The organism is Mucilaginibacter sp. MD40, from assembly GCF_002288635.1.
Lineage (GTDB): Bacteria > Bacteroidota > Bacteroidia > Sphingobacteriales > Sphingobacteriaceae > Mucilaginibacter.
The window spans coordinates 3851671-3876534 of sequence record NZ_NRSW01000001.1 but is presented as its reverse complement, the minus strand read 5'-3'; the positions used below and the strand labels follow the sequence as shown (position 1 = coordinate 3876534).

Below are 24864 nucleotides of genomic sequence, written 5' to 3'. Positions count from 1 at the left end.
CAAATTAAAGGTTAGCTCTTAAACCGATTGCGATATTTTTGGGTGTCGGCATTACAGAGTTAGTATAAGTGTAGTCGGGGTCAATTCCATCATGATTTGCCCGCCAAAGAATCCCTAAATTATTTGCATTTATATAAAGCTGAATGGCTTTAAACGGAAGCCAATAAACCTGTTTTTTATCTAAATTATAGCTCACTGTAATGTATTGCAATCGAATACAATCTCCCTTATCTACAAGAATTTCTGAACCATTGTAAAAATCATCTCTGGCCCCAACGAGCGGATAGATAGATGATGGAACATTTGTCTTATTCTCATCACCTGGATTTTGCCATCTTTTGGCATAGTCTGCATTTCCAACGCCAGTGCTTGCCAATGTGGAGTAGTTTATAGACTGTCTGCGGAAATAATTACCAAACTCGTAAGTCATTCTGGCAGTTAGTGAAATTCCTTTGAAACTTAGAGTGTTACCGAGTGAACCGTAAAAAACCGGGAAGCGAGGCCCATTGTAAACAAGGTCAGAAACCTTTGTTCCGCTGCCAGTTATTGACGCATAGTCCTCACTAATTTTTCCATTTAAATACCCTTGCGGATTGCCATTTGCGTCTAACCCGGCCCATTTATATGAATACACACCCCAAACCGGGTTGCCTTGAACTGGATTTTGGTAATCTGCCACGTAATAACTGCCACTTGAAGAACTTAGATAATAGTTAATTACCTTATCCTTGTAATAATTTATGTTTAAGGAGGTTAACCATTTAACTGGACCATTTAGATTTACAGAATTGATTTCTATATCAAAACCTCTACCTTGCATTGACGCAACGTTTTTTGTGATAGTAGCGATATTTAGTCCAACGGTGTAATCTAAAGGAACAGTCGCATAAAGGTCAGTGGCGTTCTTTTTGTAATAATCGATGCTACCTGATATCCGATCATTTTTTGATTTGAAGTCTAATCCAACATTAAAAGTCCTAACTTTTTCCCACCGTAAATCCGGATTGTAAAAATTGGAAACATCGGAATATGGAGAATTTGTATAGATAGAATTAGCAGAATAATAAGAAATGGTAGTAACAGCAGATTTGCTCGGGTCTACATTGCCACTATAACCATAAGTGGCTCTTAATTTTAAGTACGGTAAAGCCGATAGATTATAGAAATTCTCTTTTGATAAATTCCAACTCAGACCTGACGACCAAAGGGGTGTCCATTTATCATTGGTTTCAACTCCAAAAACATTTGACGCATCTCTACGTATACTTCCTGAAATGCCGTATTTATCAGCATAGGTGTATGCTCCGTTTGCGTAAAATGACACGAAACGATTAAGTGTTTCAGAATATTTATTATTATAGGGAATTGTGGCATTCCTTTTTGTAATATAGTTTGGATAGCTGTTCGTATAATCTACCCCGGTGCTACTTAATATATCGTTGTTATAACCGTAAGAGCGGAAAATACTCGAATTGTTTTCTATCTGTCTAAGTTCTTCCCCGGCTAAGAATGTAATGGAATTTTTATCCCATGAACGATCATAATTAATTTGCCCTCGTAAATCATTGGAGGTTAGCGCGGCGTTCTGTTGATCTAAAATCCCCCCTTTTGGGATGACATTTTTTACACTTGTACCCGTTAGTTGGGTAAAAGTATTGACAAGATTACGGGCAAAATAACTTTGAGCATCATAGAGCGTGTTAGATTTTAATTGTTGCTTTTCATACTGATACTTTACATCAACATTTAAGCCTTTAAAAATGCGGTATTGCGCACCGAAATTGCCCAATATATCTTGTGTGTTTACAGCTGTAAAATTATGTTGATAATCAGTCAAAGGGTAATAGTTCCAATCCAAAAACCTTCCAGTTGATGCAGCATTATCTTTAGCAAGCTGACTGTATGTTTGAGCTATCGGCAAGGCGTTCCCGTTCCCATCTGCTAACATTTGGTATGGTGCCAATGGATTGATACTTCCATAGGCAGGCTTACCGGTCTTGTTGTTACTTAATGTGTAAATCAGGCCAGTTGTAACCTGAAGGTTATTAATGGGTCTAAAGGCGACTTCGGAACGTAGATTGAGTTTGTCATAATTAGCCGATAAATTAGATATATCTTTATCATAACCTGACGAAAAAAGATATTTTACATCGGGGTTACCGCCATTGATGTTAACGTAGTGTTGTTGGTTAAAAAGATTTTGATAAATATATTTTTTGAAATCGTTCCTCACATCTAATCCACGTAAGGAATTAATTTGGTCGGTAGCTTGATTTGAAGAAATTGTACCATTAGTCTCTTTAACTAATAATTGGATGACGGGAGATAATACAGGGTAGGATGTGCTTGATATTTTACTTTTATAATATCCATTATTGTACATGTTTTTTTCAAAGTCAATATAGTCGCTACTCGTCATAGGCGTCAAATAATTTAAATCTGGTTTTTCTCCGATAGTTATATTTGAATTGATTTCAATATTAAGCGGTTGATTATAAGTTCCTTTTTTTGTCGTTATTACAATTACACCATTACCTGCACGCGTGCCCCATATCGAAGCTGCTGCTGCATCTTTTAATATTGTAATTGATGCTACATCGTTAGGGTTAATGTTGGTAATATTGCCATCGTAAGGAAAATTATCTACGACTATTAAAGGCGCTGTTGGCCCATTAATAGTACTTAATCCCCTAACCATTAATTGGCTGGTCTTTGTACTACTATTGCGAAATACTGATACACCGTTTGCTATATATTCTAAGCGACTTAATACATCCTGTGTTACCTGTTGATTGTATAAATCTTTATTAACTATTGTAAATGAGCCTGTCGCCCTTTCTTTTGGAATTGTCTGATAACCAGTTGAAACAATGCTTACTTCTTTGAGTGTACTCTGATCTTTCGCCAGTGCAATATTAAATGGCCCAATGTCTGATTGAGAAAAATTGATTTCAACGGTTTTATAACCCATGAAGCTGACAATTAATAAACCTTGGCTTTTTTCAGAATTTATAGTAAAATTTCCATTTTCGTCTGTTGAAGTAGAAAAAGAGGTGGACTTGATTTTGACCGTAGCTCCGTGAAGAGGTTTATTATCAATAGAATCAGTTATTCGACCTTTTATAGGAATTGTACTTTGGGCCAACGCTCGAAAATTTAGGCAAAGCACGGCCAGTACTATTATGAGTATAGTTTTTTTCATGTAATGAGAGTAGTTTAATTAGTTTGTCTTGGAAAGAACACAAAAGATGGCAGCCCAATAAAATTATTAACTGTTAACTGATCTTTGGGCCGCCAATCCTTAGAGATCATACAGGGGCCTTAATGATGTTTTTAAATCTGTTTTTAATAAGTCTGGCGGAGTAGTTCTGACAAAATAAGAAGCATAAAAAATGACTGCTGCTGTAAAAAGCAATTTGAGAATGGTCATCATTTAATTGTTTTTTGCTCATTATTGATCAGATCAATAACAAGTCTCATTAGGCATATAAATCAATAGGGTTGAAACCTACTCCGCCATTTGCACTCCAGGCTCTGACAAAGCCTCCGCCGAAACGGTAGAACCACAAATACGTAAGTAGGCCCAACCCTATTGATATAGGGATTGGGCGCTTAAACTTACTCTCGCGGTTCTAATGAATTGTCAGATTCGGAGTGCGAGACCCGTTAAGCGCTTACCTTCTTTCTATAATGAAGAAGCGCTAAATTACTACTTTTTCTAAGAATGTCATTTTCATTCAAAACACTAATTTGAGGATTTTAATTTGTTGATAAGCAATTATATGAATAAAATTTGTTCCTGTCAGTTACATTTTGTAATTTAGATTTTCAATTTTCACTATGCAGAAGGATATCGTAATCGATGAGATGTTAATTTCACTTGGCCGAAATATTTCAGCTATAAGAAATGCAAAACGGGAAACACAATATGGCGTGGCTAAATCCATAGGAGTTACCCATCCTGTTGTAAGTAAGATTGAAAACGGCACCTATAATGTCACCATCGAATTGTTGGTTAGACTTTGTAATCATTTTAAAATCTCTTTGCAACAAGTTTTGGATTTAGACAACAATCAAATTTTTTATTTCACACAAAAAAATATAACTGGTAATTTTCATAAACAATATGTTGTTCACGAATTAGCCGACGGCTATGAAATTCTTATCAATCAATTACAATCAGAAGTTAGCTATCTTCGTAAATATTTTGAACAACATTCAAAAAACAATCCACCATTAGAATCATAATTATGTTAAAACATCAAACTAATGAAATTATCCCCGAAGAATTATTAAAAACGATTGGGAAAAATTTAAGCAAAATTCGCAATGATAAAAATGAAGAAATCAAAAGCGTAGCAACTGCCGTTGACGTAAAACCCGCACTTATAGAAAAGATTGAAAATGGCACCGACGAATTATCAATAAAAACCCTCGCAATACTATGTAATTATTATGAAGTAAGTTTGCAGAAAGTAATGGAACTGGAAGGCGCCCAGGTCTACCATTTTACACAAACAAATTCTGCTGGTAACAACCATAAACAATATGTTGTTAATGATCACACCAATGGCTATGAGCTTTTAGTACAACAGTTACAATCTGACGTTGAATATTATAGGGCAAAATATATAGCATTGACTGAAGGAAAATGATGTCGCACAATAAAAAAATGTAACTGAATTCGGATTTTGGTCTAATCCTTTTTAAATCTTAATAACTCATCTGGCGCAAGATCTAATGCCTTGGCAAGCTGTAAAATTGTCAACAAGGTAATGTTGGTTTTACCACTCTCGAATTTCTTAATATCCGCATAGTCTAAATCACATAAGGCGGCCATTTTCCTGAATGATAGCTTCTTAGACAGCCTAAATGATTTAAGATGTTTTCCAAATTGTATTAAATGTTGTCTGTCTGATTCGCTAACCATTTTTCCTGTGAAATGATTAGGAAAAATGGAACATTATCAGCTTAAAAGTGTTGGTGATTTAACCCACACTAAAGATCTTCTTAAGCTATTGAATATAAATTGCCCCTCTCTTTAACGTATCATTCTGTTTTGTTGTAATCACAAAATATTGATTATTTGCATCGATGAGGGTCAATACAGAATAACCGGGTTTCCAGTTACCAATTCCAAATACCTTTATTGGCTTGGGGTGTTTGGCTATGATCTGTAAGTTATCAATAACTGGCTTTGAGGCGGTACAACTGAAAAGAAACAACAATAATAATATTCTACTCCTTTTCATTTTTAATTTATGGGGCTTTAATGGAAATTATATACTAATGTAGAATTTTGTGCCCTTTCCCTCTGTGCTTTTAAAATAGATGTGCCCGTTATGTTGTTCCAGGCATTGTTTAGCAAAGCATAACCCCAAGCCGGTTGACGGCTCTCCGCTTGTCCCGGCTCTTTGCGCCGGACTAAATTTCTTAAACACTTCGGATTGTAATTTTTCAGGAATACCAACCCCTGTATCTAAAACTTTCAGAACGATGTTCCCGCCCTCTAATTTACTGGAAATTTTAACAGTAGAATGGGGGTAGGAAAATTTAATAGCATTGGAAATAACATTTTGTACCGCTCTTTTAACCGCATTCCTGTCAATCTCCTTTAGAATTATATCGTTGCTGAGATTGGTTGCAATATCAATTTGTTTTAGCAGGCTTAATCCTGCTTGCTCATTGATACATTGCTTATAAAAGCTGTTCATTTCTGTCGAAATTTTAGTCAATGGTTTGTTTTCATCAATCTCCACAAATAACAAATCGTCTAAAATATCCAATGCATGTTTACAGGATAGATTAAGCAACTTTAAAAGGTCGTGGTTTTCCTTATCTGTTAATGTTTCATTAAGGATGTTTGATAATCCTTGTAAATTGCCGATAGGATTTCTAAGGTCATGAATAACTTTTTGATAGTGTTGTTTCATTTCGGCAACTTCAAAAACAAGCTTCTCCATAACGGACATTAAGGAAATAACACCGACAAATTGATCATTCTCGTAAACTGGTAAAAAATCCGACTTTGCTTCTTTCATCAAGTTAAAAGTTTCAATGATGGTTTGCTCGGAGCTGACTTTAGGCTTGGTAATATTACAATCAATAACTTGCAGGCTTTCCGGGTTCGCTTGCAGATCTTTAATGGTAATAATACCAATGGTCTGATCTTCCTCATCGATGACGGCTGTATACGGGGTTTCCTTTAGAATATCTGCGACTACCCTCGTATCTTCTAAAACAGACACAGCGCTAAAATTGCGGTCAATAAGATTGTTTATTTTCATTTGATACGGTTTAGGCCACCACTTCTAATTTAATCATTACCGGGATTAAGCAACACCATACTTCCTGACCTTATATCAAATTTCCTGCCTATAAATTCAATGCATTAAATAGCTTCTATCATTTGCAGTACCTCGAACAGATGTTTTGCCCAAAGCTGGCCCTGCTTGCTACATTATACCAGTCAGACTTACTTGCATATCAATTTTGGTGTTTCCTAACTGCTGTGCATTTCGTGAGCCGCGTGCTTCGCAGCAACTATTTGGCGCTAAAAGTCGTCTATGCCCTTAACTTTAGCCATGTAACAAGGTTTATAGGAGCAAGATAAATAATGTTGGTTAATTCACCAATATATTTTATATAAAAGTATTAATTATTAAATCTATTGATTAGATTTGGCTACTATTTAATGCGGGTACTTTCTGTACCGCATTATTGTGATAAGGTTTAGGTTGAAAGCTTCCCGGTGCAAGACTTGGGGAGCTTTTATTTGACAACTTATTTTCCCCCTATATACACACTGAGCTAATGATGAAAAGGCTTATCTTTCGGGATAAGCCTTTATTGTTTCGTTGCTGATTTTTCGCGGATGAATACTTCGTCAAATTAATGATCCATTTCGACCTGCCGGTTGTAAAGGAGCATACCACCTTTCAGAATGCCTCGCCTGTTATAAAAGCCGTTATCGCCAATTCTTTCAAGGAAAGGCTGTCATTTGTCGCGATATTTAGACGGGAAATGATAACAAGGGTATATTTAATCCAGAGGCCATAATGCGTGTCTTGCTCCGGTGTACCATTGAACCCCAAAATCCATGCTGCTGCGGAGCCATGATCAACAAATCGGCATCCATTCTTTTTATTTCGCCGGCGATGCCCCGTATAATGGAATCCGATTTAATATTCTTATAATAATAGTCAATACCTTCCAGTCCCTTATCAATGCGATGCAAGCAATCCGGGTCGGCCCCTTTCGCTTTTAACTCTTCCACGGTTTCATTAATTAAGAGTATTTCAACTTCAGCCTTTGTGATCAGGGCGATCTCTTTGATCCGCTCCAGCAATTGTTCGGAGACACCATGCACCGCATCGCAGGAAAATAGTACTTTCTTTAAGCCGTTAAATTTTGCTTTCGCGGGAACCGCAAGGACAGGGACATGCAGTTTTTTGATCACCGAAGTTGTCGTATTTCCCAAAAGCTCCTGTTCAAGCGTTTTTTCTTCCATGCCCATAACGATCAGGTCGGGCGCATATTTAGTTATCAATTCCTCTATGGCACCCGCTACAAACGAAAACGTAGTCACCGGTATTGTTTCAATTCCATATTGCTGAGCAAGCAATAAAGCCTTTGCTTCCAGCAATAATTTGTTCTCATCTAAAAGATCCTGCACGTCCTTTGCCGAAACAGCAGCACTCATCGCGTGTATCGGCATGCTGAAATCATTAAATAAAACAAGCCGGTAGTTGTTAAGCCCGGCTATTGCAGCGGCGGCATACTCCACAGCGTTTTCAGCTAACTCAGCATAGTCTGTGGCAGCAATTATGGTTTTCATGATTATTAGGTGTAAGTAATAAAAGCTGAAATTAGCTTCAATTTCTGCGTGAATTGTTATCTGAGCGTAAAACTTGGGTCCCGTTGTAATCGTTGCAAAAGGCCGGCTGTTTAATTCTGTATTATTCGTTCCCCATGCATAAAAAGGAAGAGGTGTTACCAAGGCTTATTACCCCGTCTAAAAATGTCGCAAATAGTATTATTTCACCTTTAGCCTTTGGTAATCATAAGCGTTATCTTTGTCAATCAAAGCCAGTTTATCATAATACGCGTTGGCCAATCCCTTAAAATACTCGAACTTCTTTTTCCTTTCAGCAATTTGCTTTTCAGTGAACCGCCACAGATCCATTGGCGCATAACGGTTTGTCAGTTCTTTGGCTATTTGAGCTCTCAGCACCTTTAAATTAAAATTTTGCATCCTTAAACTATCGGCCCTTCCTGCCATTGCCATGGCTAACAGCAATTTGTTAGTTGCCCTGTTGGTAGATAAATCCGGGTTAACAATAAATTTGTTAAATTGCAAGTACAGCAGCGCCCGGTAAAACAAACTGGTGGTGTCATTCGGATGGACGTTCAGGTTCCTGTCCAGGCTATCTGCGAAAGGTTGCAATTTCCTTTCATCGGGCCTTTTCCAGGGATCATTGACAAAGATCTGCCCGCTTTCAATTTTTACCTTAACCTGCCCTTTTACAGAACCTATTGAGATCAGCAATAAGGCGGGAATGGCATAAAACAATTGGCTTTTCATCGTTTTGAAGTTGTCGTTGGCAGATATACAAAATTAACGGGCATTTTCTTTCAAAAGTGTGACATGCTAAAATTGCATCGGGTATCTGGTTTACGATACCGAACCTGCCCCCCCGGAAACGACAAAAAAGAAAAGACACAGGATAATCTGATTTAGAGCATTGCCCTTGACTTTAGAATAAGTCCTTTTCAGGAGCAAAAAGTAAACCTTCCCATTCTCTTAATTTGACAAGGATTTCGTCCATATCTTCGTTGGCCAGGTTATTTATATCGTATTCCCTGCCGGTTATCATTTTTAAAAACCACGCCCAAAATTTGTCCTTGTCCAGTTGCGGGAAATTACGCTTAAAAAATACTTCGACTGTATTTATGTAAAGAGAGAGCTCTTGAGTTTTGGACATAAACGAATCTTCCATGGTGTGGTTGTTGCGGATGGCGCATATGTTTTTTGTTTCTATTTTCTAAACAAGTGTATATAAAATCTATCCAAAATCAAAATAATTATTTCATTTAATTAAACAGGTGTACATTAATTCTATATAAATATTTAGGATTTAGAAATTAATGACAGAGCTGGGATTATTTTTATCAAAGAAGTCAGTGAATAAGGCAGAAATATCCCGCCGTTCAGGTATCAGCAAAGCGAGGTTAACCCAGCTTTCAAATAGCAACAAAACGAGGCTAACCGTAGAAGAATTATATAAGATCGCGGTAGCTATGAATGTTGATCCATGCGATGTGTTAACGACCGTTTGCAAAGGAATTCAACTACCTGATCAGTCCGCTTAGTTCGCCCACCATGCATTCGATCTTATTACGTTTAATTCAAGGAACCTTAGCTGCCGTACATATAAATCCATTCGATAATCTGTTTAATTGCATCTAATATATCAGCCTGTCCCTGTTCAGATTTCACATCCATTCCGCAAATGATTTTTCCGTTATGCAGCGCGTGAACATTGGCATAATATATGCCGCCTAATAACAGGACCGCGATGGGCTTAAACTTGATGGTTTTATGCTTTAATTCCGCTTCCGCCATTTCTATGATGGGCTGGGCCATCAGTTCCCTGGTGTTGTGAATACTTCTCATTAAATCGCTGTTTCCTGTTAATTCCCATAAGATCAGTTGCTGCATTTCTGTTTCAACTGAGAAGTATCGCCAATGGTTAACTAAAATGTCAATGATCAGGTCCTTGCTGCTCTCATGTGTATGTTTGCTGACCTCGGCATTTATCTTTTCCGCAAATTTTAACCAATAGTCTTTTTGCACGACATAGGCCTCAACCAGTTTATCAATATTTTTTCCAAAATACCGGTAGATCAATCCCCGGTCCACACCCGCCCTGGCAGCGATCTTTGCGTAATTCAATCCTTCCCGGCCTTCGGCTTTAAAAATTTCACCAACCGCATTGATGATCTTTTGTTTAGTTTCTTCTTTATTTTTCATAGGTGTTAAGGTTTAGTTATTAGGAAAGACCCGAATGCAACGGGCCTTGATGTATAAAAGTTAGCATTAGGTTTACCCCGGTCGGCACAGCCAGAGAACAAGGTCAGTTGTACAATAAAAAGGAAACTGCTTCCCGAACAAGCGCGGGAAGTCAGTCTTTTTACTTATTCGAACGACCATGGTTTTGCAATCCTCGATTTTGATGCGACATGATAGCATGTGTTAATGCTTTAATAAATTCTACATTTTCATCATCCGGGGGTAAAGCCGCAGGAAGACCTCGCCGCCCATTGGATTTTTACCATACAGGCTATTGAGTTTGTCACCGGCAGCATAATAAGTCAGCTGACCCCCGGCGGCGAGGTTCAGCGGACCGATCTTAAACAAGTCGTAATTCAGCCCCAGGGTGATCGCATTGATCGGAAAAATGGTATCATCGCCATAGCTCAAAGGATTCAAAACCAGTTCTTCTGTGGTCTTCTGCACAAATTCGTAACGGCTATAGATTGCCAGCTTTTTCAGCCTCAGGTCACCTTCAAGCAAGGCCGAATTATTGCCCTCATGGTTCGGCATTTTATTCAGGCCCCACAGCGCTGTCGCATTGAACGTTTTCTCATCACCGAAAGGCAGGCTGTAAGTAGCCGAGGCCGTAGTACGATAAACATTTTCCTCCGGGTGCAGCTCCTCCGGGCTCTTGATATAGCCATGTGAAACTTGCAGCGCCCAATTGGCTGAAGGATTATAATTTAAACGCCCGCTCCAGGAATCAAATCGCGGCTTGTCAAAGTCATAACGGTTCTCATCAGGTTCCCTGCCTGTAAAAGACGAGGCCTCGATCTTGAAATCATAGAACCGAAAACCGATGGTCGCGACCCCGAAAGTGATATGCGTCGCATCAGACCAATGGTGGCTGATCGGCGCATCCGGATCGGACATCGCCGAGGGCCGGTGCATAAAAGCCACCGGGCCTAACGCCGGCTCGCCGGGGTAGCCTACATAAATACTCAGGTCGGTCTTTTTGGAAAAGGCATAGGCATAGCTCGCCGATACTTCGGAAAAAAGATCATGCGGATGCTGATGATCGATCAGCGGAGAACCTTTCCAGCTTTCACCTGTCTGGAACAGGAGCGGATAGCCGCCGCCGCCTTCCGTCAGGCGGTCGAGGGACATCATCAGGTTAAAATGCAGCAGGCCGTTTGTGCCAACCTTACGCTGAGCCATGCCCATGAACCAGTTGGGGGCATCGATCCTGTCGTCGCCCCTGCTGCCCTTATTGCCAAGGTCTTGTTTGGTATAACGCAGGGCGATATTGCCATGCAGCATATAGCTCCATTTGCCGCTGCCCAACATGATGCCATACATCGGCGAAGCATCCGGCAGCCAGCTGGTGCCGGAGCCGTCCCGCGTCATGGGCAAATTAAGCGATTGTGAACTGCTCATCATTTTCATGGGCATATCATCCATTTTCATTCCGCCCATATCCATGCCCGACATGGAAGTATCTTTCATCTTCATGCCTTTCATATGGTCATGGTTCATCGGCATACCCATTTTTTTGCCTTTTACCTTTTTGGCGGTGTCCGGCATTTTCATGCCCTTCATCCCGTCATGCTTCATCGGCATGTCCATTTTTTTATCTTTTTTGGCATTCGTTGTATCGTTCATCTTCATGGTTTGAGCGAATGCGATAGATGTGAGCCCTAAAAGCAGGGCTGCGGTAATCATTAAGTTTTTCATAGGATGATAGATTTTAAATTTTGTCAATGGCTTTACGCTGCCTGTGCCCTGATGCTTTGAACTGGCTTGGCGTTAACCCGGTTATCGTTTTGAACTGCGCGGACAGATGAGCGCTACTGCTATAGCCCATCTTCCAGGCGATCTCGTTCATATTGAGTTCGCCGTACTCCAGCAGTTCTTTGACCTTTTCTATCTTTTGCTGAATAATGAATTTTTCAATAGTGGTATCTTCCGACTCTGAGAACATCCGGCTGAGATAAGTATAATCCTTATGCAGCTGATCAGACAGGTAGTCCGAAAAGCTGAGGTGGCTGTCCGATAGGTCGCTGTGATGTACCTTTTCAATGATCAGGTCCTTAATGCGTTGTACCACACGGTCCTTTTCATTATCGATCAGCTCAAAGCCGAGCAGTTTTAATGCGGAAGAAATGGCGCTTAATTGGTTGGCATCCGCTTCTGGCTGAACAACGGCGCTACCCAGCGCAATGGAATCGACCCGGAACCCTAAGTTTTCCAGTTGTTGTTTAACGACCATAATGCAGCGGTCGCAAACCATATTTTTAATATATAATGTCATGTTTTATTCAAGCTAAAAGAAAGTGAAGGCAATAATTCTTCAGGCCGCAGAAGGCGGCAAAGCTTGAATCAGATCAGAAGGGATCGGTATTTAATAAATAGCGGTGGTCTGACCGCCCCAGGCGGTCCGGTTGCGTTAAGCCAGGATACTTTGGCTTCGTAAATGCCGGGCATTGGTGGCAATGCCTGGTAAGGTAATGGGAACAGGATGACCTGGATGGCGAACGATTGAAATTCGAGTGATCCGGAAGTGTTTTCTTTAACCACATAGTTGTCGTGCCGGTTACAGCAACTGCAATCTTTGCCTTCCCCGCAGGATTTCTTATGGTGCTGTGATTTTTCCTTTTCGTGCTCATCATCATGTCCGGCAGATGGCGCGGCATCATGGTCGTGATCATCATCGTCACCATCCTCATGAACGACTAATTCATGCCCGGGTGTTCCAAAAAAATATTCGGCGCCGCAATGTACCAGGCATACGAACATACCTGTTGTCAACAACAGGTAAAACGCAGCCAGCGTAAAAGCACCGAATCTTCTCATTAACTAATAGTACATCAAAATGTTACAATTGTTTAAATTTAGTGTATTTTCCGGATAATCAAATAAACCCCTGAAGCCTTTGCTTCAAGGGTTTACCGGAATAGGTCTATTTATATGGATTCCGCATGGTATCCCCTGGCTGCCAATGCGGCGATCACCTCCTTTGCCTCCAAATCAGGAGTTGCCTTTATCGTGAGTATCTTATCGGGGTTTACGGTATCCACTTCCCATTTTTCTACCCCGTTTAAATGATCGAGGACGGGGGTAACCGTTGCTATGCAGCCACCGCATTTGATGGTGGTCTTGAATTTTAAAGTTTCCATTTTTCTGTTTTTAATTAAAAAGTAATTTTTGAATATTTAAGCCGCAGGCTGTTGCTGACGACTGACACCGAGCTTAGCGCCATGGCCGCCCCGGCGATCATCGGGTTTAGTAAAAATCCATTCACCGGGTATAGGATACCGGCAGCCAGCGGTATGCCGATCAGGTTATAGATGAAAGCCCAGAACAGGTTTTGCCGGATCGTTCTTACAGTCAGCCGGGACAGTTTAAGGGCTTTAGGCAGTTGAAGCAGGTCCGATGATACCAGCGTGATCTTAGCCACGTCCATGGCGATATCCGAGCCGTGACCCATGGCGATGGAGAGGTCTGCCCGCGCCAGCGCCTGGCTATCATTGATGCCGTCCCCAACCATAGCTACAATATTTCCCCGGCTTTGCAAGGTCTTAACAAAAGTGGCTTTGTCAGCGGGCAGCGCATCGGCAATGATATGACTGATCCCGGCTTCCCGGCCAATATGGGCCGCCGTGACCGCCTGGTCACCGGTCAGCATATAGACCTCGATACCGCTGGTCTTTAGCGCTGAAATGGCTTTTGCCGAATTATGCTTGACGCGGTCCTGCAAAGCCACTATAGCCAATACAGAAAGGTGTGAGGCAAAATAGATCACGGTTTTTCCGGCCTGTGAAAGCTGGGCTGCCGCAAAAGCGAGTTCACCCGGAAGTGGCGTCTTACTGCTTTCGACCAGTTTAAGGTTACCGGCATAATAGGGCTGGCCGTTAAACAGGATCTCGACACCCCGGCCGGTCAGGCTGTGGAAATAGTCCGATTCCACGCTTTGTATATCCCTTTCTTTCAGGTAGCTGACGATAGCGGCCGCTAAGGGATGTTCTGACTGCTGTTCCAGTGCCAACAGTATCGCCGATAATGCCTGTTCCCCGCCTGCGGCCTGATTGGCCCAGACGATATCGGTGACCGCAGGTTTACCCTCGGTGATCGTTCCGGTCTTATCAAAGATGACCGCGTTGACCTTGTATCCCAATTCCAGCGCTTCGGCATCCTTGATCAGGATGCCATTCTCAGCTCCTTTTCCGATACCGACCATGACGGCGGTAGGTGTGGCCAGCCCCAGTGCGCAGGGACAGGCAATGACCAGAACGGTCACCATGGCTAAAAGTCCATGTGTCAGCGCCTGCGGGCCGCCGAGCAACAGCCAGATGCCTAAAGTCGCCAGCGCGATCAGCAGCACCACCGGGACAAATACACCGGCAATTTTATCGACCAGTTTCTGAACGGGTGCTTTCGATCCCTGCGCTTCCTCTACCAGGCGGATGATCTGACCCAACAGGGTTTCACCGCCGACCTTCTCGGCTTGAAATTGAAAACTGCCTTTCTGGTTGATCGTTCCGGCAAAAATGTTGTCGCCCTTCTTTTTTTCTACGGCCACAGGCTCGCCGCTGATCATGCTCTCATCCACGTAGGAGCCGCCTTGCGTTACGATGCCATCCACCGGAATTTTTTCGCCCGGACGAACCAACAGCAGGTCGCCGATCTTCACCTCCTCAACAGGCGTGATTTTTTCTCCCTGGGGCGTTATGAGCAATACGGTTTTCGGCTGTAGGCCGATCAACTTTTTGATAGCGGAAGAGGTGTTGGATTTCGCCCGCTCTTCCAGCAATTTTCCCAGCATGATAAATACGATCACCACCGATGCCGCCTCGTAATAAACGTGCGGATGTAAGCCCTGCCGGTGCCAGAACTCCGGATAGACGGTATTGAACACGCTGAAGAAAAAAGCGATCCCGGTACTCATCGCCACCAGCGTATCCATGTTTGCCCTGCCGTGCCGTGCCTGTTTCCAGGCACCGGTAAAAAAATTCCTGCCCGCGATGAACAGCACAGGGGCGGTCAGCACCAGCATGATATAATTGGCATAAGGAATGTCCATCAAAAACATCCCGATCATGACAACCGGCAGGGTAAGGACAGCGGCCCAAATGATATTTTTCTTCAGCTCACGGTAGTGGGCCAGCTGTGCCTGTTCACCTTTTTCTTTTCCATTTTCCGTGTCAATGATCAGGTCGTAACCAACCGACTGTACGGATCGCTGTAAGCCTTCCGGCCGGATGAGATCCGGGTGGTAAGCTACCTTTACGGACTGGGTGGCAAAATTAACTTCAGCTTTTTCAACACCTTTTTGGGCGCCGATCATCGATTCAACGCTTGATGCGCAGCCGGCGCAAGTCATGCCGGTAACCGGAAAAGTCTGGGTGTATATGGTTGCAGGTGACATTCTTTCTCTGTTTAGGATACAAAGTTAGCCTAACGCTCAGCCGCATCTTTACAGGATTCCGTTAAACTTTTATAAAATACCGCCAAGTGGTCCCGAAACAGGAACTGGCAGCAGAAATCACCCGTAAGGATCCTGGCGATAAGAGAATCTTAAAGCAAGGGTTATTTCAGACCCATTGTTATTATCTATTTAAACTTGCTTAATTTAGGGGCACGCGTTTTACGCCGGCACCTAATTTTATCCGCAATGAGCGAACACTTACAATCCATCATCGATCAATACAAGAATGACCAGGAATCGGTATATAATACCTGGTTCATTAACAATGAAGAACGTTTAAAAGCTTTTCGTTCGATCCGCAGGGGGGTACTGCAGGTAATCGATGATATCAAGACCAAACGTTTCGGCAATGACTTTAAAGGCACGTCGCTTGAATTCGTGCTTTCCTGCATCACAGAACAAAAACAGGTATTTGAGGGCGCATCCCATCCGTTTTACTGGAAGCCCAAATTAAGGATTCCGGACATTTATGAGAACCAGGCGAACAAGATCGCATTCGGGCAGTTCCTGGAGAACTGTATCCATGCCAAAAATGAAGAACAGGTGATCAAAGAGATCGAAAAACTGGACGCACTCAAAATAAAGGGCCTTGGCCCGGCCGTGGCAAGTATCCTGTATTTTCTGCACCCGACCTGGATACCGCCGTTTAATACCGCGATCATCAATGGATTTAATTACCTGTTTAAGGATAAGAAAAAGTTAGGCAGCTGGAGCGAATATCTGAAGATCAGGGAGGTTATTATGGACACCAACCGAAAGCACTGTAATGAACTTTCCCTGGATACCGGCGCTTTTGCGGGCCTGCTTTTCGAGATCGGTACCCAAAAGTTGCTTTTAGGTAAGGATGAATACTTGTCAGAGACGGAGCGGAACCGGCTGGAAAAACTTATCGAAAAGCGCCACAAGGAAAAAAGTACGGAAACTGCGGATGAACAGCTACATAATGAAATGCAGTATCATTTGCTAAAGATCGGGCATTCCCTCGGCTATGACGTGATCGCCGCATCTAACGACCGCTCCAAAGGCTGGGCCGGAAATAAGTTCAGCTTTATTTCCCTGGCTGATTTTCCGCAGATGGACTTAGACAAGGAAGTACTGAATACCGTAAAGCTGATCGATGTACTCTGGTTTCAAAAAGCCACGTCAAAAGTGATCGCGGCGTTTGAAGTAGAAAAAAGCACCAGTATCTATTCCGGCATCCTGCGGTTAACCGATCTGAGCTGTAGCTTAAATAATAAGGAAGAAGTACTTTACCTGGTGGTTCCCGATCAGCGCGAGAAAGATGTCATCATGCAGCTTACCAGGCCATCGATCCGGCAGGGAAATATGGAAATGAAATACATCTGCTTTTCAGACTTGCGGCAGCATTGTGATGCACTTTGCAAATTTGGCGATGACCATGCGATTATGCAGAAAATCGCAAGGACGGCTATTTGAAAACTTTCACGTCAAAATATAAAAAAATGACGGAATTATATAAATCTGCCGCCGCGTTAATTTTTAAGTTTGTATCCTAATGAAAGGTAAAGCGCTGATATTGCTGGTTGTATTCCTCCTGAACACGGTCACCGGGTTCTGCTGCGCTTTGCATATGATGCATGAGGATGATCACGAGCTGACAGGGCATCACGAACATCGGCACACCACCGGATCCGTTACTCACGATCAAATAGCCCGCAGCGCCATACAATCGCCAAACGAACCCTGCTGCCAGGGTGCCGTGAATAACTTTACTTCCCTGGCCAAACAAGTACCGGCAGGCAATCATCTCTTACCGCTTGCTTCGTTTACTTTCCTCAGCAAGCCCATTGATTTTTTTCTTATTTCAACAACCAATCTTTATGTAGCCAAACTGAAGGTTACGCGGGAGAAAAAGCGGCCGCCGGACAAAGATATCCGGGTCGCCATACGGAGTTTCCTGATCTGATTACAATAGGTATAAAACTATCATGGCATTTCTATGCCCTTTTATCGCTATTACTATTTAATCAAATTTAAAGATCATGAAAAAAATATTTTTAATGGTTACGCTGATCGTGACCGTATTTACCCAACAAATTTTCGCGCAGGATGGTAAGGCTACCCCGTTGACACCACTACTGACCTCTTATTACAGCTTAAAGAACGCGCTTGTTGCTTCCAGCAACCAGGATGCAGCGGCCAGTGCTGCCGAATTCGGCAAACTACTGAGCGCCGTGAACATGAAATCATTGCCCGCGGCTGATATGAATGCTTTTATGCCATTGCAGGAGAAACTGGCATTCGATGCCAGGCATATCGCTGAAAGCAAGGATATCGCCCACCAAAGGGAGCATTTTGGAGATTTATCCGCTAATTTCTTTAAACTGGCCAAAGCGGTCAAACTGACCGGCGAGGCTGTTTATTATGACTACTGCCCGATGAAAAAGAGTTACTGGTTATCAGCAGAAGCGCCGATCAAAAACCCGTATTACGGCAGCCAGATGCTGACCTGCGGCAAGGTGAGCGAAACCCTGAATAAATAATTTCCGACAAAAATGAACAACCCTGCCAGCGAACAGGCTTCGTTTGGCAGGGTTATCCCTTTGCCTTAAATTTTCCGTTATGAAAAATCTGATCATTATAGCTGCATTTGTGGCAACCACGTTAACCGTGCTGGCCTGCAATAATGCCAATAAATCTGCTACCACTACGTCTGCTGATTCCACCGGGACGGCTTCCGCGACAAAAAACCCGGCCGCTGAAGGCCCCTCTGCAACAGCGGTAAAAGGTCTTTTGGACAATTACCTGCAACTAAAAAATGCGCTCGCCGCCGATAACAGCAACCAGGCGGCAACGGCCGGTAAAGCGCTTGCACAAGGCTTCGAAAAATTTGATCAAACCGCTTTGAACGCAGCTCAAAAGAAATCTTTTGCTGACATCGAAGGTGATGCCAAAGAAATGGCTGAACATATTGGTAAAAGCGCCGGGAATTTACCCCATCAGCGGGAGCATTTCGAGATGCTGAGCCAGGATATGGTCGACCTGGTTAAACTACTTGGCGCCGGACAACCCTTATACGTTGATCATTGCCCGATGTATAACCATAACAAAGGGGCTAACTGGCTGAGCGAAACCGAAGCGATCAAAAACCCATACCTGGGTGCTCAAATGCCGACCTGCGGTTCTATTAAAGAAGAAATCAAATAAGGCATGAAGCGCTTGTTAAAACCTTTTCTGGGTATAGTCGCATTGGTGCTGATCGCCCTTCAGTTCATCCCGCGTGACCATAATGAGGCGGGTAACACGCCTGTCAATGCGATCGACCGGGTGTATAAGATCCCAGCGAATGTGAGCGTGATCCTGAAAAGATCCTGTTATGACTGCCACAGCGACCAAACCGATTACCCCTGGTATGCCCGCCTGCAGCCGGTGAGGCTAATGATGGATCGTCATGTCAGGAATGGTAAGGCCGAACTGAACTTCAATACTTTCGGAACCTATACGGCACGAAAGCAACGAAGCAAACTGCGTGCGATCGGTCAAAGCCTGGAAGAAGGGTCTATGCCGCTGTCTTCCTACACACTACTGCACCGTAATACGATACTTTCCCAAACGGAAAAGACACAATTAATGAACTGGGTTAAACAAACGTCGGATAGCCTGTAGAAAAATAAAAATGAAAAAAATACTAATTGCGGTGTTGATACTTTGCCTGAAACAGATAGCCTTTGCGCAAAGCGACATGCAAACCATGGCCGGTATGCAAAAACAGCAGCCAATTACTTATACCTGCCCCATGCACCCGGAGATACACGCTACCAAACCGGGGAATTGCCCTAAATGCGGTATGAAGCTGGTTAAAGAAAAGCCAAAGACCGCTCCTGAAAAAGCGGCCACCAGGAACATGCCCGTGATGGGAAGAGACATGAAGATGGTCAAAGAGCAGCCAAATATCAAGAAAATGCCGGAGGGTATGAAGATGCCGGTGACGGACAGCACGAAACAGGACGGAAAAATGGATGATATGGGTAGTATGCCAGCAGGCCCGGCAGCGAAGGCCCAATTGGAACCTATTAAAACAGTCGCAGCCAAATTTCCTCCGCGTACGGTGCGTTACGATCTGTATATTGCTGACACGACGGTGACCTACGGCGGAAAACCGAAAAGGGCCATCGCGGTCAATGGTAGTATCCCTATGCCCACACTAACATTTACCGAAGGCGATACAGCGGAGATCTATGTGCACAACAAACTTAAAGAAGAGACTTCCCTGCACTGGCATGGGCTGTTCCTGCCTAACCGTTATGACGGCGTTCCGAACCTGACGCAAATGCCTATCAAGCCAGGCGCCACTCATCTTTACAGGTTCCCGATCAAACAGCATGGTACGCACTGGTATCACAGCCATACCGGCTTACAGGAACAAATCGGTATGTACGGCGCTTTTATCATGAACAAACGGCAGGAATGGGATATCCCGACCATTCCGCTCGTTTTAAGTGAATGGACCAATATGAACCCCAAAGAGGTACAGCGCAGCCTGCATGCAGCCACGGATTGGTTCGCTATTAAAAAGGGTACAACCCAAAGTTACCTGGAGGCCATCCAAAGCGGTCATTTTAAAACTAAGGTAGGCAATGAATGGAAGCGAATGAATGCGATGGATGTCAGCGACGTTTACTATGATCAGTTCCTGATCAACGGGAAAAACCAGCTTGAGCAACCGCAATTTAAGGCGGGTGATAAGGTAAGACTGCGAATCGCCAACGCCGGCGCATCCTCCTATTTCTGGCTCAAGTATGCGGGCGGTAAAATGACCGTGGTCGCGACGGATGGCAATGATGTGGTACCCGTCGAAGTCGACCGGCTCATTGTGGCCGTTTCGGAAACTTACGATGTGGTGGTGACGTTGCCCGAGGATAAGAGTTATGAGTTCCTGGTGACACCTGAGGACCGGACCCGGTCCGCATCACTTTGGCTGGGTACGGGTGATAAGGTTTATGCCGGTAAGATGCCGAAGCTGAAGTATTTCGCCGGGATGAAAATGATGAACGACATGATGGACATGAATGGCAATATGGTTGAAATGGACGGCATGAAAATGCAGAACCAGACCATGGATATGAATACCGTGATGTACCCGGAGATAACCGGTGAAGAAAAACCCGCCAAAAAGGAACAGCAAGCTATGCCGGCCGTGCAACAACCGACTGATAAAAGTATGTCAGGCATGAATATGGATACGGACAATGCAGACCTGGTCACCCTTAATTACAGCATGCTGCGTGACCCGAACAAGACAATATTACCAAACGGCCCGTGGAAGGAGCTGAAGTTCGACCTGACGGGCAATATGAACCGTTACGTTTGGACGCTGGATAACAAAACCGTTTCCGAGTCGGATAAGATCCTGATCAAAAAAGGGGAGAACCTGCGGATCATCCTATATAATAATAGTATGATGCGGCACCCGATGCACTTGCACGGGCACGACTTCCGCGTGCTGAACGGGCAGGGTGAGAACGCCCCGATGAAAAATGTGATCGACATTATGCCCATGGAAAGGGACACCATTGAATTCGCGGCTAACGAACCGGGGGGCGACTGGTTCTTTCACTGCCATATCCTTTACCATATGATGAGCGGAATGGGCCGCATATTCAGTTACAGTGACTCCCTGCCCAACCCGGATGTTCCCGATCCGGAGTTTGCACAGCGCCGTTTATTCTGGGACGACCAGATGCCGCACCTGATGGGAAAGATCGGTTTGGAAAGCAATGGAACAGACGGGCAGTTGATGCTGGGCAGTACCCGCTGGAAAGCAACTACCATGTGGCACCTGGGTACGGATGCCATGATGGGGTACGAAAGCGAAACAACGGTCGGCCGATATATTGGCAGGAACCAATGGCTGTTCCCCTACGTGGGCTTTGACTATCATTATAAAAAATTCAATCCTGATGAGAAGAATATTTTTGGCAGCGATTACAAAAACCTCTTCGGGCAGGTCAGCAACAAAGAAAACCGTCATACAGTGGTTGCGGGCCTGGCCTATACGCTGCCGATGTTATTTGTAGCTGATATGCGCATTGACGCGAACGGTAAACTGCGTTTTCAGTTAGGCCGCGAAGACATCCCCCTGATGCAACGCCTTCGCTTTAACATCATGATCAATACCGACAAGGAATATGCTGCCGGGCTGCGGTATATTGTTACTAAGTATTTCTCCTTTTCAACGCATTACGATAGTGATATGGGAGCAGGTGCGGGTTTAACAATCACCTATTAATGAATAAAAAGATGAGCAATACACCAGCCGCACCGAAATTTATTCCCGCCTTGAGCTTTAATTGGTTAACCCCGTTTTATGATCGTTTACTAAAGGTTACGATGCCGGAGGAAACCATCAAAACGGCTTTGATCAGCGAAATAAAAGTATCAACGCCGTCAGACATTCTCGACTTTGGTTGCGGTTCGGGGACGCTTACCATAATGTTGAAAACTGCCCATCCTTTAGCCAATATTTCGGGTGTTGACGTGGATATAGACATTCTCAACAGGGCTAAGGAGAGAAGGAGCAACACCATGGCCGATATTAACCTGATCAGGTATAACGGGGAAAGACTTCCATTTAAGGATGCTTCTTTTGACATTGTAGTGTCCTGTCTCGTATTTCATCATATTTATAGTTCACAAAAATCAGTCATCCTAAAAGAAATCTATCGCATCTTAAAAAGCGGCGGGCAGCTGATCATAGCTGATTTTGGCCGTTCAGCATCTGCCTGGCAAAGGTTTAAATTTAACATGATCAGGACCCTTGACGGGTTTGAATCAACGGAAGCTAACGCCAAAGGGCTACTTCCGGGGTTAATTAATGAGGCAGGATTTAACAAGATTACGATCAGTGAGCATTTTAAGACATTCTTTGGGGAGGTACAAATCATCATGGCTTATAAAAAGGGTTAGAAAATAACTATTGGGGGATTAAACATCAAATGGATCATCATGAGCGCATTTAAATTACACCGCCTCGGCACAATAATGGTACCCGAACCGGGTAATGATATGGAGATCGAGGGCGTGCTCAATCCGGCAGCAGTTCGCGGGCCTGACGGAGCGCTTTATTTATTCCCCCGACTGGTGGCTAAGGGAAATTATTCCCGCATTGGGATAGCACGAGTAAAGTTTGACGAAAAGGGCGACCCCTGCGGCGTTGACCGGTTGGGCATTGCCCTGGAGCCGGAAGAGGATTACGAAAAACGTCCTGGCGGCGGCGGTTGTGAGGATCCCCGCATAACCTTTGTCGAAACACTGGGGCGGTATATGATGACCTATACCGCTCTTTCGGCAGATGGTCCCCGTATCGCGCTGGCCCAATCAACAGACCTGATCCGCTGGGAGCGTTTAGGCCTGGCAAAATTTTTACCGTATAAAAAAATTCGGTTTAATGGGATCGATAACAAGGACGCCTGTATTTTTCCAATGGGGGTGCTTAGCAAGCATAACCACCTCTCCATGGCTATGCTTCACAGACCACTTTTCCCCGGCACGAGGCCTGAAGATACGATGCTGAAATCTATTAACCGCAGAATAGGGGATCACCATGAATGCATCTGGATATCCTATTGCCATATCAAAATGGACCCGGCTAAACCCAGGCATTTAGCAAGGTTTGAGTCCAATCAGCCGCTGGCGATCCCATCGGCACCCTGGGAAAGCCTTAAAATTGGCGCGGGAACACCGCCGGTGTTAACCCCTCTGGGCTGGCTCATCTTATATCATGGCGTAAGCGATATGCGCCCCACTAAAGATGATGCCCATGAGCTACGGTATGCTGCCGGGCTGATGATACTGGATAAGGAACATCCGGAAAGGATATTGTACAGGTCGCCGAACCCTGTATTGTCTCCGGATCTGCCTGAAGAACAGGTTGGGGTGATCGCCAACGTAGTATTCCCAACAGGAATAGACCGGCGGGACGACCTGGGACAACCGCAACGCTTTGATGTGTATTACGGTATGGCGGATAACCGCATCGGCGTTGCACGATTGGATATACCTGATAGATTGCCTACGGATATGGAATAATAGATATGCTCTTTGAAAGCCGGTTGATAAGGGTTGTCGATGTTTCAGTTTTACATATACAACACGAGGTATTGAAACGTCGGTTATGAATTAAATGATATTAATCACTTTTTAAATTGCTGATAATCATGCAAATAAAAGACAAATCGAGCTAATTTGCACTAATTAAAAACTATATCAACGTAAAAAAAATGAAATCATGAAAAAACTGTATTTTCTATTATTGATATTAACAATGACCACGGGTGTTGCTGTTAATGCCTGGGGGCAAACTTCAAAAGACAGCACCAGGAAATTGGTGATCGATGCCAAGGGCGGGATACATGATCACGGCGGTACCAAACTCGGCTATATTGACAAGAATGATATCGTCCGGAACAATAAGGGACAAAAATTATATTTCATCGACAGAGACGGGAATGTGATCAGTGCAGACGGCACCAAACTGGGAAAGGCTAAAAAGAACGGCGATTATTATAATAACGAGGGAGAAGTTGTGCTTCAGCTAAAAAACCCCGATGCAGAACGTTGTGAAATTTTAGACCCCAAAGGTCATAGCCAGGGCTATGTTCACCAGAACTATAAATTGCATGCCTGCGCGGCGCATTGTTACTGGTTGGAACAGGCTAAGCTAAAGAAAGAAAAAGCGGATAAAGCGAAGACAAAATAAGCCCTATTTACGTGGGGTATGCTCATTCGTTTAGCCCGGTAAGTCTTCTGCAAGAGTGCTTACCGGGCGTTTTCGCTGGCTGAATTATATTGAAGTAACAACATTTTTGAGCAAATAAAAAACTGAATTATGAACAAGCACTTATTCTGGATGATCATCGGTTGCACAGTGCCCCTGCTGCTCATTTTCCTTTTGCCATTATTTGGCATTACAGGTAATTATTCATTTCTCATTTTCATAGTGTTAATGTTTGGCTGTCATTTTATGATGATGGGAAGGCATAGCAAACACTATCATTCATCAGCACAACAGGGCCAGGATCAGCCTAAGGAGGACAGATCATGAATCGTTTGCATGTAACTAAGTTAGGATTTGAAGCCGGCACAACCGTTGCCATCATCTATTCCGGGTGCATTATCATTTCGTTGGCGCTCGGTAACGAGGCTGTGGCCAGATTTTTCGGCTCCCTCGCTCATAGTTTCGACTTTACTGCTATTATCAGAAAGGCACCTATTACTTTCGCTGAAGCGATAACGGGAATCATAGAGTGGTTCATTATCGCCTGGTTAATGGGCGCTTGCATAGCTGTAATTTACAACGCTGCCTTAGGCCGAAATAAATAAT

The 24864-nt window shown here is 43.6% G+C and carries 26 protein-coding genes; 14 read left to right on the top strand and 12 right to left on the bottom strand.

All coding sequences use genetic code 11. The annotated features are described in order from the left end of the window. Nucleotides 1–4: 4 nt before the first annotated feature. On the bottom strand, nucleotides 5–3202 hold the full coding sequence (locus CKK33_RS17445) for a SusC/RagA family TonB-linked outer membrane protein (RefSeq protein ID WP_095705342.1): 3198 nt from the start codon (nucleotides 3200–3202) through the stop codon (nucleotides 5–7). A 638-nt stretch (nucleotides 3203–3840) separates the two neighbouring features. On the opposite strand from CKK33_RS17445, the gene CKK33_RS17440 reads away from it, so the two are divergent. Both CKK33_RS17440 and CKK33_RS17435 read left to right on the top strand, forming a co-directional pair. Further along, nucleotides 3841–4248 (top strand): helix-turn-helix transcriptional regulator, encoded by a 408-nt coding sequence (locus CKK33_RS17440; RefSeq protein ID WP_095705341.1) that lies wholly within the window; start codon nucleotides 3841–3843, stop codon nucleotides 4246–4248. Between the two features lie 2 nt (nucleotides 4249–4250). Then, the gene (locus tag CKK33_RS17435) at nucleotides 4251–4655 is read left to right on the top strand and encodes a helix-turn-helix domain-containing protein (protein WP_095705340.1); all 405 of its coding nucleotides are present in this window, start codon (nucleotides 4251–4253) and stop codon (nucleotides 4653–4655) included. Nucleotides 4656–4696: 41 nt separating this feature from the next. On the opposite strand, the gene CKK33_RS19835 is transcribed toward CKK33_RS17435, so the two are convergent. The 5 genes from CKK33_RS19835 to CKK33_RS17405 form a co-directional block, all read right to left on the bottom strand. After that, nucleotides 4697–4930: a helix-turn-helix domain-containing protein gene (locus tag CKK33_RS19835; RefSeq protein ID WP_095705339.1), complete on the bottom strand. Its 234-nt coding sequence runs from the start codon at nucleotides 4928–4930 to the stop codon at nucleotides 4697–4699. Nucleotides 4931–5279: 349 nt separating this feature from the next. Further along, nucleotides 5280–6287 carry an ATP-binding protein gene (locus tag CKK33_RS17420; RefSeq protein ID WP_095705337.1) on the bottom strand — a complete coding sequence of 336 codons (1008 nt, stop codon included), beginning with the start codon at nucleotides 6285–6287 and terminating at the stop codon, nucleotides 5280–5282. Nucleotides 6288–7012: 725 nt separating this feature from the next. After that, entirely contained in the window at nucleotides 7013–7837 is an 825-nt protein-coding gene (locus tag CKK33_RS17415) for a universal stress protein (RefSeq protein ID WP_095705336.1), read from the bottom strand. 198 nt (nucleotides 7838–8035) lie between these two features. Further along, nucleotides 8036–8584 (bottom strand): hypothetical protein, encoded by a 549-nt coding sequence (locus CKK33_RS17410; protein ID WP_095705335.1) that lies wholly within the window; start codon nucleotides 8582–8584, stop codon nucleotides 8036–8038. Nucleotides 8585–8756: 172 nt separating this feature from the next. Next, nucleotides 8757–8999, bottom strand: a complete 243-nt coding sequence (locus CKK33_RS17405; protein WP_143822993.1) for a hypothetical protein — start codon at nucleotides 8997–8999, stop codon at nucleotides 8757–8759. A 148-nt stretch (nucleotides 9000–9147) separates the two neighbouring features. On the opposite strand from CKK33_RS17405, the gene CKK33_RS17400 reads away from it, so the two are divergent. After that, nucleotides 9148–9372, top strand: coding sequence for a helix-turn-helix transcriptional regulator (locus tag CKK33_RS17400; protein WP_095705333.1), 225 nt, complete (start codon nucleotides 9148–9150; stop codon nucleotides 9370–9372). Between the two features lie 46 nt (nucleotides 9373–9418). On the opposite strand, the gene CKK33_RS17395 is transcribed toward CKK33_RS17400, so the two are convergent. From CKK33_RS17395 to CKK33_RS17370, 6 genes are all read right to left on the bottom strand, one after another. After that, a complete protein-coding gene (locus CKK33_RS17395; protein ID WP_095705332.1) occupies nucleotides 9419–10033 on the bottom strand; it encodes a TetR/AcrR family transcriptional regulator in 615 nt (204 codons plus the stop codon). A 240-nt stretch (nucleotides 10034–10273) separates the two neighbouring features. Next, on the bottom strand, nucleotides 10274–11770 hold the full coding sequence (locus tag CKK33_RS17390; RefSeq protein ID WP_095705331.1) for a hypothetical protein: 1497 nt from the start codon (nucleotides 11768–11770) through the stop codon (nucleotides 10274–10276). A gap of 13 nt (nucleotides 11771–11783) precedes the next feature. Next, on the bottom strand, nucleotides 11784–12347 hold the full coding sequence (locus tag CKK33_RS17385) for an AraC family transcriptional regulator (protein WP_095705330.1): 564 nt from the start codon (nucleotides 12345–12347) through the stop codon (nucleotides 11784–11786). 68 nt (nucleotides 12348–12415) lie between these two features. After that, the gene (locus CKK33_RS17380; RefSeq protein ID WP_095705329.1) at nucleotides 12416–12889 is read right to left on the bottom strand and encodes a hypothetical protein; all 474 of its coding nucleotides are present in this window, start codon (nucleotides 12887–12889) and stop codon (nucleotides 12416–12418) included. A 110-nt stretch (nucleotides 12890–12999) separates the two neighbouring features. Further along, nucleotides 13000–13212 carry a heavy-metal-associated domain-containing protein gene (locus tag CKK33_RS17375; protein ID WP_095705328.1) on the bottom strand — a complete coding sequence of 71 codons (213 nt, stop codon included), beginning with the start codon at nucleotides 13210–13212 and terminating at the stop codon, nucleotides 13000–13002. Nucleotides 13213–13226: 14 nt separating this feature from the next. Beyond that, nucleotides 13227–15461, bottom strand: coding sequence for a cation-translocating P-type ATPase (locus CKK33_RS17370; RefSeq protein ID WP_095705327.1), 2235 nt, complete (start codon nucleotides 15459–15461; stop codon nucleotides 13227–13229). Between the two features lie 246 nt (nucleotides 15462–15707). On the opposite strand from CKK33_RS17370, the gene CKK33_RS17365 reads away from it, so the two are divergent. From CKK33_RS17365 to CKK33_RS17315, 11 genes are all read left to right on the top strand, one after another. Next, a complete protein-coding gene (locus CKK33_RS17365) occupies nucleotides 15708–16958 on the top strand; it encodes a hypothetical protein (RefSeq protein WP_095705326.1) in 1251 nt (416 codons plus the stop codon). 79 nt (nucleotides 16959–17037) lie between these two features. Continuing rightward, on the top strand, nucleotides 17038–17448 hold the full coding sequence (locus tag CKK33_RS17360) for a hypothetical protein (protein WP_095705325.1): 411 nt from the start codon (nucleotides 17038–17040) through the stop codon (nucleotides 17446–17448). A 76-nt stretch (nucleotides 17449–17524) separates the two neighbouring features. After that, nucleotides 17525–18025 carry a DUF3347 domain-containing protein gene (locus CKK33_RS17355; protein ID WP_095705324.1) on the top strand — a complete coding sequence of 167 codons (501 nt, stop codon included), beginning with the start codon at nucleotides 17525–17527 and terminating at the stop codon, nucleotides 18023–18025. 79 nt (nucleotides 18026–18104) lie between these two features. Continuing rightward, nucleotides 18105–18689, top strand: coding sequence for a DUF3347 domain-containing protein (locus tag CKK33_RS17350; protein ID WP_095705323.1), 585 nt, complete (start codon nucleotides 18105–18107; stop codon nucleotides 18687–18689). Between the two features lie 3 nt (nucleotides 18690–18692). Continuing rightward, nucleotides 18693–19148 carry a heme-binding domain-containing protein gene (locus tag CKK33_RS17345; protein ID WP_095705322.1) on the top strand — a complete coding sequence of 152 codons (456 nt, stop codon included), beginning with the start codon at nucleotides 18693–18695 and terminating at the stop codon, nucleotides 19146–19148. Between the two features lie 10 nt (nucleotides 19149–19158). Then, entirely contained in the window at nucleotides 19159–21771 is a 2613-nt protein-coding gene (locus CKK33_RS17340) for a multicopper oxidase domain-containing protein (protein ID WP_095705321.1), read from the top strand. Continuing rightward, nucleotides 21771–22448 (top strand): class I SAM-dependent methyltransferase, encoded by a 678-nt coding sequence (locus CKK33_RS17335; RefSeq protein WP_095705320.1) that lies wholly within the window; start codon nucleotides 21771–21773, stop codon nucleotides 22446–22448. Before CKK33_RS17340 ends, CKK33_RS17335 begins: the two co-directional genes overlap by 1 nt. Before the next feature lie 39 nt (nucleotides 22449–22487). Then, nucleotides 22488–23570, top strand: a complete 1083-nt coding sequence (locus CKK33_RS17330) for a glycosidase (protein WP_095705319.1) — start codon at nucleotides 22488–22490, stop codon at nucleotides 23568–23570. A 199-nt stretch (nucleotides 23571–23769) separates the two neighbouring features. Continuing rightward, entirely contained in the window at nucleotides 23770–24240 is a 471-nt protein-coding gene (locus tag CKK33_RS17325; protein ID WP_143822992.1) for a 5-fold beta-flower protein, read from the top strand. A 129-nt stretch (nucleotides 24241–24369) separates the two neighbouring features. Further along, the gene (locus CKK33_RS17320; RefSeq protein ID WP_095705317.1) at nucleotides 24370–24585 is read left to right on the top strand and encodes a hypothetical protein; all 216 of its coding nucleotides are present in this window, start codon (nucleotides 24370–24372) and stop codon (nucleotides 24583–24585) included. Continuing rightward, entirely contained in the window at nucleotides 24582–24863 is a 282-nt protein-coding gene (locus CKK33_RS17315; protein WP_095705316.1) for a DUF5676 family membrane protein, read from the top strand. Before CKK33_RS17320 ends, CKK33_RS17315 begins: the two co-directional genes overlap by 4 nt. The last annotated feature ends 1 nt before the right edge of the window (nucleotide 24864 follow it).